General features: G+C 71.9%; 9 protein-coding genes. 2 read left to right on the top strand and 7 right to left on the bottom strand.

Annotation, left to right across the window (positions count from 1 at the left end; translation table 11 throughout):
* Positions 1-10: 10 nt before the first annotated feature.
* The gene (locus HS041_RS19290) at positions 11-940 is read right to left on the bottom strand and encodes a glycosyltransferase family 2 protein (RefSeq protein WP_196442038.1); all 930 of its coding nucleotides are present in this window, start codon (positions 938-940) and stop codon (positions 11-13) included.
* Positions 941-1,356: 416 nt separating this feature from the next.
* Between HS041_RS19290 and HS041_RS19295 the strand changes: the two genes are divergently transcribed.
* On the top strand, positions 1,357-2,895 hold the full coding sequence (locus HS041_RS19295; RefSeq protein WP_196442039.1) for an RtcB family protein: 1,539 nt from the start codon (positions 1,357-1,359) through the stop codon (positions 2,893-2,895).
* 98 nt (positions 2,896-2,993) lie between these two features.
* On the opposite strand, the gene HS041_RS19300 is transcribed toward HS041_RS19295, so the two are convergent.
* The 5 genes from HS041_RS19300 to HS041_RS19320 all read right to left on the bottom strand — a co-directional run bounded on the left by HS041_RS19300 (position 2,994) and on the right by HS041_RS19320 (position 7,238).
* Entirely contained in the window at positions 2,994-5,057 is a 2,064-nt protein-coding gene (locus HS041_RS19300; RefSeq protein WP_196442040.1) for an N-acetylneuraminate synthase family protein, read from the bottom strand.
* A gap of 260 nt (positions 5,058-5,317) precedes the next feature.
* On the bottom strand, positions 5,318-5,503 hold the full coding sequence (locus HS041_RS19305) for a CsbD family protein (protein WP_196442041.1): 186 nt from the start codon (positions 5,501-5,503) through the stop codon (positions 5,318-5,320).
* Positions 5,504-5,760: 257 nt separating this feature from the next.
* A complete protein-coding gene (locus tag HS041_RS19310) occupies positions 5,761-6,726 on the bottom strand; it encodes an alpha/beta hydrolase (RefSeq protein ID WP_196442042.1) in 966 nt (321 codons plus the stop codon).
* Between the two features lie 75 nt (positions 6,727-6,801).
* Positions 6,802-6,996 (bottom strand): hypothetical protein, encoded by a 195-nt coding sequence (locus HS041_RS19315; protein WP_196442043.1) that lies wholly within the window; start codon positions 6,994-6,996, stop codon positions 6,802-6,804.
* Positions 6,993-7,238 carry a hypothetical protein gene (locus HS041_RS19320; RefSeq protein ID WP_196442044.1) on the bottom strand — a complete coding sequence of 82 codons (246 nt, stop codon included), beginning with the start codon at positions 7,236-7,238 and terminating at the stop codon, positions 6,993-6,995. The genes HS041_RS19315 and HS041_RS19320 overlap by 4 nt, the downstream gene beginning before the upstream one ends.
* Before the next feature lie 113 nt (positions 7,239-7,351).
* Between HS041_RS19320 and HS041_RS19325 the strand changes: the two genes are divergently transcribed.
* The gene (locus tag HS041_RS19325; protein WP_196442045.1) at positions 7,352-7,846 is read left to right on the top strand and encodes an NUDIX domain-containing protein; all 495 of its coding nucleotides are present in this window, start codon (positions 7,352-7,354) and stop codon (positions 7,844-7,846) included.
* Between the two features lie 365 nt (positions 7,847-8,211).
* Here the strand turns inward: HS041_RS19325 and HS041_RS19330 are convergent, their stop codons facing one another.
* On the bottom strand, positions 8,212-9,990 hold the full coding sequence (locus HS041_RS19330; protein WP_196442046.1) for a carbohydrate-binding module family 20 domain-containing protein: 1,779 nt from the start codon (positions 9,988-9,990) through the stop codon (positions 8,212-8,214).
* Positions 9,991-10,089: the final 99 nt, after the last annotated feature.

Raw genomic sequence — 10,089 nt, forward strand, 5'->3', positions numbered from 1 at the left:
CGGGAGGAGCTCAACGGGCCTCCAGCAGCCCGCGCAGGATCTCGTCACGTTCCGGGTCCAGTCTCGTCGCGGCCAGCAGGTCCTGCGGGAGCCGGCGCAGGGCGTCCGCGCCTCGTCGCTCGAAGCGGGCACGCAACCCGGGGGAGAAGCGCTCGCGCAGCTCCAGGTGGTGGGCGAGCAGGGCGCAGAACTGGCGCACCGCCTTGGCCGCGAACTCCTCGGGAAGGTCGTCGAAGACCAGCTCGAAGGCATCGAAGAAGTGCAGCTGACGCTCGTCGCCGACCTGGGTCAGCGAACCGGACACCATCCGCCGGTAGAAGAGACCCGTCAGGGAGACCACCGCGAACGAGCTCGCCTCCCGGTGCAGCCGCCAGATCCAGGGCCGGTCCTCGGCGGTGTGCAGGTGGCCGGGGAAGGTCAGCAGCTCGCCCAGGTCGCGGCGGTAGATCCCGGCCCAGGCGTAGGGGTAGTCGACCATGGTCTTCGACCGGGCGGGCAGGATGTGCTCGCGCGGTTTGAACACCGTCTCCCGCACGGCCAGCGGTGCCCGGTGGACCACCCGCCTGCGTCCCTCCGCCTGCACGTGGTCCACCCGGACGAAGTCGCAGCCCAGCCGTTCGATCGCGGCGACGAGGCCGGGGAGATAGCCGGGTGCGAGCCAGTCGTCGCCGTCCATGAAGGTCACGTAGCGGCCGGAGGCCAGCGAGAGCCCGAGGTTGCGGGCGTCGGCCAGGCCCACCGGGGTCTCGTTGCGCAGCACGACCAGGCCCGGCAGGTCACCGCGGAAGTCCTCGATGACCTGCCCGGTCGCGTCCGCAGACCCGTCGTCCACGACGATGAACTCGAAGTCCCGCCGCGCGTTGCGCGACAGCGAGGTGAGCGCGTCGGAGATGTAGGGCTCGGCGTCCCGCACCGGGACGACGACCGACAGTTTGATCAAGGTTTTCCCTCGCGGGTCTGGAGCGGACACGGTCGCCTGAACCGTAGCGATCTCCGGAGTGCCCGGGCTGAACGCGCCGGGACGCGGCGGTGAACATCTGCGATGCCGTACGGCCCGCGGGTCCCGCGGCAGGGCCGGTCGGGGCGGCGAAAACCGGTTGGTAACGCCGAGCGCCGCCGTTATGGTGGGCGGACATCGCCTCGCGGCTGCTGAACCCCGGGGAGTCCGCCGGCCCGCATGCCGGCGTCGTCACGCGCGCCCGCGTGCGTCTGTATGCGCCGCGCGCGACCGTGCCCGCGTCCCCGACCGTCCACCGGCGGGACGCCTGAGGGCCTCCCCTCCTCGCGGGAACCCGCCTTCCCCGCGCCGGATCCTCCCTTCCCCATCAGCGGCCGACAGAAAGGCTTGACGTCTTCATGGCGAACTCCAGGCGGCGCGGTGCCGCCGCGCCCCAGCAGGACCCCAGGCTGGTCCGCATCGACGACAACTGGCTCCGCCTGCCCAACCGGTGGGGCATTCCCGTGGACCTCTGCGCCGGCGTCGACGTACCCATCGAGTCCGGCGCCGTCGACGAGATCCTCACGCTGCTCGAAACCGCCGACACCCTGGAGCGGCTCGGCGCCGCGGCCGGGCACGCGGACGCGGCGATCAGCCGGGTCGTGCTCACCCCCGACTTCCACAAGGGCGCCAGCATCCCGATCGGCACCGTTCTGCAGACGCGCGGGGCACTGGTGCCCCAGGCGGTCGGCAACGACGTCAACTGCGGCATGCGGCTGGAGACGACGTCGCTGACCGTCGAGCAGGTGCATCCCCGGCTGGACGCGCTGGAACGGCGGCTGCGGCACCTGTTCTTCGAGGGAGGCCGACGCGTCGCACTGTCCGGTCTCCAGCGAGAGGCGCTTCTGCGTGACGGGCTGCCGGGCCTGCTCGGTGCGGGAACGCCGCGGACGGCGGACGGGGTGTGGGCGGCGCTGCAGCCCGGCGACGCGCTCCCGGGACGGATCCACGGGGCCCGCTACCCGGTCGGCACCGCGGACGCCTTCCGCGACTGGATCCACAGCGCGGGCGGTACCAGCTACGACAGCATCATCGGCAGCGTGGGCGGAGGCAACCACTTCGCGGAACTGCAGTACGTCTCGGCCGTCCACGACCGGCAGGCCGCCTACGCCTGGGGCTTCGTCCCCGGGCAGGTGGTGCTGATGGCGCACAGCGGCTCGTTGTCGCTGGGACACCAGGCCAACGCCACGGGGCTGGACCAGGCCAGGGCGGCCTGGCCCGGCGGCGTCCCCCTGCCGGCCAACAGGATCCTCCCGATGGCGCTCGGCGGGAGATCCGAGCCGATGCTGCGGCGTTACCTCGACGCGTTCGGCAACGCGGCGAACTTCGCGGTGGGCAACCGGTTCTTCCTCGCGCTGATGATGCGCGCCGGACTGGCCGCCGAGTGCGGGGATCTCGCCGCCGATCTCGTGTACGACGCCCCGCACAACCTGCTGTGGCAGGACGATGACGGGTACGTCGTGCACCGCAAGGGCGCCACGCCGGCGGGCGGGTACGCCGAGACGGAGGGCGGGCCGTACGCGATGTGGGGTGAGCCCGTCATCGTCCCCGGCTCGATGGGGGCGCCCAGCTACGTGCTGCGCGGGCGCGGCAGCTCCCGGACGCTGGCGAGCGCCTGCCACGGCGCCGGCCGCCGGGTGCGGCGGGGCGCGGCGGCCGGCGCGAGCGACGCCGACCTGGACGCCTTCCTGCGGGAGTTCCGGGTGGTCACCCCGCTCGACCACCGTGACCCGGCCGTCACCCGGCGCTCCGACGTGATGGCCGCCTGGCGCCGCGACCTCAAACAGGAGGCGCCGTGGGTCTACAAGGACATCGGACCGGTCGTCTCCAGCCTCCGCCGGGCCGGGGTGGCCGACCCCGTCGTCGAGCTGCGCCCGCTGCTGACCGTCAAAGGCTGACGGTCGGCGGTTGCCGGCCCGGCCTGTGCACGGGTCCGGCCCCGGCCCCGATCGGGGCCGGGGCCGGACGGCGGAGGCCCGGTTCGCGGTGAGGGAACCTAGACCGTGACGCGGCGCAGGCGGGACTTGGGGGCCTGCTCGCCGGGGAAGACCCGCTTGACGCCGTCGCCGAGTGCGGTCTCGATGATGCGGATGTCGCGGACCAGGTGCTCCAGGCCGGCCGGCTCCAGCGAGGCGGCGTGGTCGGAACCCCACATGGTGCGGTCCAGGGTGATGTGCCGCTCCACGGTCACCGCGCCCAGCGTGACGGCGGCCAGCGAGATCTGCAGGCCGCGCTCATGACCGGAGTAGCCGACCGGCACGCCGTAGCGCTCCTGGAGGGTGACGATCGTGCGCAGGTTGGCCTCTTCGGGCGGCAGGGGGTAGGTCGAGGTGGCGTGCATCAGCACCAGTCTGGAGGTGCCCAGGATCTCCACCGCCCGGTCGATCTCCTCCAGGGTGGACATGCCGGTGGACAGGATGATCGGCTTGCCCGTCTCGGCGAGCGCGCGCAGCAGTTCCAGGTCGGTCACGCTCGCCGAGGCGACCTTGTGCGTGACGACCTCCAGCTCCTCCAGGAACTCCACCGACGGCACGTCCCACGGGGAGGCGAACCAGTGCAGCCCGCGCTCGGCGGCGTACTTGGCGATCTGGGTGTACTCGTCCACGCCGAACTCGGTGCGGATCTTGTACTCCATGTAGGTCATCTCGCCCCACGGCGTCTGCCGGATCTGGTCGCGCTGCTCCAGCGGGACGCAGATCTCCGGCGTGCGCTTCTGGAACTTGACCGCCTGGCAGCCCGCCTCGGCGGCCACGTCGATCAACCGGCGCGCGATGTCCAGGTCGCCGTTGTGGTTGATGCCGATCTCGGCGATCACGTAGACCGGCTCGCCCGCGCCGACCAGCGCGTCACCGATCCGGACGGGCCGGGCGGCCGGGGCGAGCCGTAGCTCGGCGCGGGGCGCGGAGGCCGCCGGGAGCACGGCGGACTGCTCGGGGCGGGCGGCCAGGACCCGGTCGCACAGCTCCCGTACGGCCCCCGCCCCGCCCGGCCGGGTGAGCACGACCCGGGCGACGGCGCGGACCCTGGGGTGCGCGTCGGGGACGGTGACCGGCCAGCCGACGTCGCTCATCGGACCGAGGTCGTTGACGTCGTTGCCGACGTAGGCGACGCGCGCCGGGTCCAGGTTCTCGATGGCCAGCCAGTCGCGCAGCACGGTCCGCTTGTCGGTCAGGCCCTGCAGGACCGGGACGCCGAGCTTGCGGGCCCGGGCCGCGACCACCGGGTTGTGCTCGGTGGACATGATCATGAGCTTGACGCCGGACCGGCGCAGCAGCGAGATGCCCATGCCGTCGGAGCGGCTGACCGCGACCATCTCCCGGCCGTCGGAGTCGACGTAGGCGCGGTCGTCGGTGTGCACCCCGTCGAAGTCGGTGATCACGGCGTCCACGTCGATCGGCTCGGGCAGGTCGACGAACGGCGCCAGCGCCCGGACGATCTCCAGGTCCTCGGGGGTGTCCACCTCGACGGCGTGCCGCGACGGCACCGGCTGCACGGCGACCGCGCCGAAGAAGCGGTGCCCGTGCTCGCGCAGTCCCTCGGTGCGCATCGCGTAGAACGCCCCGGTCTCGCGGTAGTGCGGCTCCCGGTCCTGGCGGCGCGGCCGGAAGGACGGATCGTGGTTGACGCCCGCACCCGCGGCGTCCCACAGGAACTCGTGCGTCTCCAGTCCGGAGAAGACCACGTCGGCGCTGCCGTCGAGGACCTTAGCGATCGCGGAGTCCAGGTCGGCCGGGTCGATGAAGGCGCTGGTGCACTGGACGAGCAGGACCACGTCGGGGAGGTCGGGCATGTGGTCGAGCACGTGCAGCACGGCCGACTCGCTGGAGGCCGTCGCGCCGCTCAGCTCGCCGGGCCGGTCGATGACGGCGGCCCCGGCGGCGCGGGCGGTCTCGGCGATCTCCGGGTGGTCGGTGCTGACCACGACCTCGTCGATCAGCTCGGCCCGGACGCAGGCCTTCACCGCGCGGGCGACGAGAGGCGTGCCGCCCACGGCGGCCAGGTTCTTCAGCGGGACGCCCGCCGAACCTCCACGGGCGGGGATGACGGCCAGGACTCGCAAGGTGACTCCTCTTACCTACGGCAGCGCCCCTGAGCTGGGGTGTTAAGCACGCTAGCCACGAGGGTGACCGGTAAGGGGTTCGCGGGCTGAACGTCCGGAGTCGCCCGGCTTAACTTTCCGGGGATGGGGGTCCGGTCCGTGCGGAGCTCGATATGAGGGGCCTGGCAGGAGCCTGGCAAGAACCTGGCAAGGGGCCTGACACGCGAGACGCCGCGGACGGGCGAACCCGTCCGCGGCGCCGGCGATCCGGAGCGTTCCGGTTACGGGGTGAAGGTGTCCCGTGCGTTCTCGCCCGTTTCCCTGGCGCGGTCCTTGACCTTCTTGGCCGCCTGCTTCGCCTTGCCCTTGGCCTGTTCGGCCTGGCCGCGGCTGGTCATGCCCTCGTTGCCGGTCACCTTTCCGGTGGCTTCTTTGGCCTTGCCCCGGATCTGATCGAAGTTCGTCATGGTTCCTTCCCCGTTGGAATGACAGGTTGTCGAGCAGTGTCATAACCGGAAATTAGGGCGATAATCGCGATCTAGGTATCTTTAGGTGACACAACACCTGTCGCTGGCATCCCGTTGGAGTCCCCGGCGGGAGCGCCGCGCCGTCCCGGTCGTGCGAGACCCAGCGGGCACGCGCCGCACCGCGCGCACCGCGCGTGAGCCTGCCCTGGCCGCCTCCACCGGCCGCGGGGACGGGACCCCGGACCGGCCGGACGGCGTCACCCGGCGTCGATCGCGTCCATCAGCATGGGGAGGGCGCGTTCCAGGGAGCGCTGCCAGTACGGCCAGCTGTGCGTACCGGGGCCGTAGAAGTCGGTGGTGATGTCGGCGCCGTCCGCCCTGGCCCGTTCGGCGAACGCCTCGGCCTGGGCGAGCAGGGTGGCCTCGCCGCCGTCGCGGGAAGCGGACGGGTCGTCCAGCGGGCCGGGGTTCCCGTCACCGCAGGAGACGAAGAGCCGTACGCCCTTGAGGCGCGCGGTCAGGGCGACCGGGTTGTGCGCCCGCCACAGCGGGCCGCCCGGAGGCCCCCACAGGTCCGCCGGATCCTCGCCGTGGCGTTCCAGCAGCCAGGGGGCGCTCTCGGTGGTGTCCAGCACGCCGGAGAAGGAGGCCGCCGCGCGGAACATGCCCGGGTGGCGGGCCGCGTAGGAGATCGCGCCGAACCCGCCCATCGAGAGCCCCGCCACCGCCCGCCGGTCCCCGGCGCCGTAGTCGCGCTCCAGGATCCCGCGGACCTCGGTGAGGTGGAAGGTCTCCCATCCCGGGCCGTCGCGCCAGTCGGAGTAGAAGCCGACCGAGCCGCTCTCCGGCATGACCACGATCACCGGGTGGCGCGCGGTGAGCCTCGCCGCCTCCCCCTCGATCGCCCAGGAGTCGTAGGCGGGCTGGCAGCAGCCGTTCAGCAGATACAGCACCGGCCACGGGCCCGAGCCCGGCCGCCAGCCCCCGGGGAGCAGCACCCGGACCCTGCCCTCGCGGCCCAGGGCGGGCGAGGCGACGGTGAGCACGTGGTCCCGCCCGCTGCGCCGCTCCACCCGCACGCCGGGCGGCGCGGTCTGCGCGGTGTCTCCGGCGGCGCCGGGGGAGGAGCGGGGAGACGGAGGCGACGGCAGGGCCAGCGCGACGGCGGCCGCCGCAAGTCCGGCGAGCAGGATCACGCCCAGGCGCGTGGCCGTACGGTTCACCGGACAATCTTGGCCCGCCGGACGGGACCGGGAACAGCCCTTCACGCCGGCGGCATGCCGGCCGGCCGGTGTCCGTCATCGAGCGCGGTGTCCGGTGCCCGCCTCGTGGGCGCCGGTCTCGAAGACGGTGCCCGGTGCGGTGTCGTCCTCGACGGGGACGGGGAACCGGGGCCGCCAGCCCTCCACCCACCTCTCCTCGCCCCGGGCGGTGAACAGGTGGAAGGCCTCCTCCGGGGGGAGGGGGACGGTGAGAGTCCCGGTGAGCTTCACGGGGCCTCCTTGAGCCTGTGCGCGTCGGCGGAGGTCAGCGTCATGGAATAGACCTCCTTGAGCTGGTCGATCTTGGCCGTCGTCTCCGGCGAGAACGGGGCCCTGCCCTCGAAGGCGTGCAGGACGATGCCCTCCACGAGATCTCCGACGGACATGTCGAGATACTCGGCCAGGCCCTTGAGGACCTTCAGCATGCTCTTCTCGATGCGGAGCCCGGTCTGGACCCGTTCAACTGTTACCATGGTACCAATGTACATATAAATAAGCGTGGTGACAGCACGGCGTCCCCGGTGGGAACAGGCGCCGACCGCGATCCCCGCAGCCGTGTCCGGCTCGCGGAGGTAGCGTGATCAAGATGAGTGAGCCCCACCTTGAGCCGGCGGAGTGGTACGCCACCCTGCCCACCGTGTTCGCCTCGGCCTGCCTGCTGTTCACCGACGCCGAGGACCGCGTCCTGCTGGTCAAGCCGAACTACCGGCCGTACTGGATGATCCCCGGGGGCGTCATCGAGCCCGGCGAGCTGCCCCAGGAGTGCGCGGCGCGGGAGATCGGCGAGGAGCTCGGCCTGGCCGTGCGGGCCGGCGACCTTCTCGTCGTCGACTGGTCCCCGCCCGTGGACGACCGCCCCCGTGTCCTGGTCAACTTCCTGTTCGACGGCGGCGTCCTCGACGGCCCGGTCGAGCTCCGGCTGCAGGCCGAGGAACTGGACGACGCGGCGTTCCTGCCGTGGGAGGAGGCCGCGGCCCTGCTCGCCGCCCACAACGCGCCCCGCCTGCCCGCGGCCCGCCGCGCCCGCAAGGAGAGGCGGACCATCTACCTCTCGGGCGGACCGGCCGGAAACGGCGGCTGAGTACGGCGCCGGCGGTCAGTTGATCTGGAAGGTCCGGGTGAACGTGTCGACGTGCGCGCCGGCCTCGGCCCACTCGCCTTCGGGGATGAAGAACCAGAACAGCCCGACGCCGGATCCCAGGCCCGCCAGACGATCCCCACGCCGCCCTCGCCGAGGGGCTCCTGCAGTCGGTACCGGCCTGCCAGCACGCGTGAACGATCGTCTGGCATATGGCGCGAGATATCGGCTCAATCATTCCTGATCCACGGCGATACCGGAACGGTGCTTCCGGGAGCCCGTGGAAGCGTGATCCCGGAAGCGCCCTCCCTGCCCCGGCGCCGCGACACCGGGGCAGGACGATCTCGGGTACGGCCGGGGCCCGGAGATTAGCGCCAGGTGTCGGTGCGCGTCGCCGTACCGCTGGAGGGGGTGGTGAAGGAGCGGTCGGGGTCGCTCTCCCAGGTCACCGAGCCGTCGGGGTTCTTCTTGATGTACTTGTAGGAGATCGACCTGCCGGCCGGGAGGTTCACCGTCGCCTTCCAGACCGGATAGTCGGCCGACGACAGCGCCACCGCCTTCGCCGGGTTCCACCCGCCCAGCTCGGCCGCGTCGCCGACGACGAAGACGTTCTGGCCCCAGGAGGTCGTCACGTTCGCGTTGAAGGAGGTGGCGATCCTGCCGGGGTCCACCGTCGGAGAGGGCGTCGGCGTGGGCGTCGGGGTGGGTCCGCCGCCGACGTGGACGGCGACCGCGCTCTTGGCGGGGACGGTCACGCTCGCGGTGCCGTCCGAGCCGACGGTCACCGAGCCGCTCCCGGCGACGTTGGCATAGGTGCCGGCGGGCAGGCCGGTGGTGAAGGTGCGGGTGACGGAGCCGCCCTCGTTGTTGATCGCGACCCAGCCCTTGTTCCCGCGGCTGAAGGCGATCACGTTGTTGCCGTTGTCGTACCAGTTGCCGACCGAGGTGCCCGCCACGGCGTTGTGGAAGCCGACCATCCCGGTCATCTGCCGGTGGAAGCAGGTCCACCGGCCGCTGCCGCAGTCGGCGTCGGTGACGAAGCCGCCTCCCGACGAGGGCGGGCCGGCCTCCTTGTCGCTCCAGGTGAAGCCGGAGTAGACGCGCGGTGTGCCGTACGGCCAGGCCAGCATGAAGACGTTGGCGAGCTTGTAGGTGTCGCCGTACTTGTAGGTGAGCGTGGCGTCGTTCTTCCAGGACTCCTTGCGCTCGGTGTCGTGGTTGTCGACGAACGTCACGGCCTTGTCGCCGGGCACCGACAGGCCCCAGCTCTGGCCGAACGTCTCCAGCCAGTGGATCTGGCCGGTGAACTGCTCCTTCAGCTTGCGGCCGAAGACGAACTCGTGCACGTCGCCGATGCCGGTGTACTGGCCCGGCTGGACCTTCTCGCCGTCGCCGTGGATGACCTCCAGATGCAGGTACGGCGAGCCGGTCAGCTTGGACTTGATGGCGGCCAGGTCGTCGGGGTGGATGTGCTTGGCCGCGTCGACGCGGAAGCCGTCCACGCCCAGGGCGGTGAGCCTGTTGAGCCAGCCTGCGATCTGGTTGCGGACGTACTCGGAGCCGGTGTTGAGGTCGGCCAGGCCGGACAGCTCGCAGTTCTGCACCCGCCAGCCGTCGTTCCTGTAGTCGGCGTCGTCGATGACGCAGGCGGGGGAGTTGCGGAAGTCCCAGGAGGAGTAGGTGCCGGGGTAGTCGTACTTGCTGAAGCCGTAGCCGCCGTAGCTGGTGCTGCCCTGGCCGGTCATGTGGTTGATGACCGCGTCGGCGTGGACCTCGAGGCCCGCGTCGTGGCAGGCCTTGATCATCCGCTTGAAGGCGTCCTCGTCGCCGAACTTGCTGGTGAGCGTGTAGCGGGCGGGCTGGTAGATGTCCCACCAGACCGAGCCGCCCTTGCTCATCGAGTCGTGCGGCGGGGAAACCTGGACGGCGCCGTAGCCGGCGGGGCCGAGGACGTCGGTGCACTCGCGCGCGACCGAGTTCCAGTTCCAGCTCCAGAGCTTGACGATGGGCCCGGTGCCGGCCGGGGGCGCGGCCTGAGCGGCGGCGGAGGAGGCGGCGCCGAGTGAGACGGGCGCGAGCAGGGCGGCGCCCGCCAGGACGCTCAGCACCGCGGCGGTCAGGGGGGCGGGGGGTTTGTAGGATCGCATGGCCGGGGGCCTCCAGGAGAGTTGGACGGGTTCCCGTACCGGGCCGGGTGCTGCAACACCCGGCCCGGCGGCTTGTGGCGGGTCCACCGGGACGGCGGG

Origin of the sequence: Planomonospora sp. ID67723 (assembly GCF_015711605.1) — a bacterium.
Classification (GTDB): domain Bacteria; phylum Actinomycetota; class Actinomycetes; order Streptosporangiales; family Streptosporangiaceae; genus Planomonospora_A.

Excerpts from the sequence above, each read along its gene's own strand:
- HS041_RS19305 (WP_196442041.1), bottom strand. The coding sequence starts at position 5,503 with ATGACGAACTTCGATCAGATCCGGGGCAAGGCCAAAGAAGCCACCGGA.
- HS041_RS19320 (WP_196442044.1), bottom strand. The coding sequence starts at position 7,238 with ATGGTAACAGTTGAACGGGTCCAGACCGGGCTCCGCATCGAGAAGAGC.
- HS041_RS19325 (WP_196442045.1), top strand. The coding sequence starts at position 7,352 with ATGAGTGAGCCCCACCTTGAGCCGGCGGAGTGGTACGCCACCCTGCCC.
- HS041_RS19295 (WP_196442039.1), top strand. The coding sequence starts at position 1,357 with ATGGCGAACTCCAGGCGGCGCGGTGCCGCCGCGCCCCAGCAGGACCCC.
- HS041_RS19330 (WP_196442046.1), bottom strand. The coding sequence starts at position 9,990 with ATGCGATCCTACAAACCCCCCGCCCCCCTGACCGCCGCGGTGCTGAGC.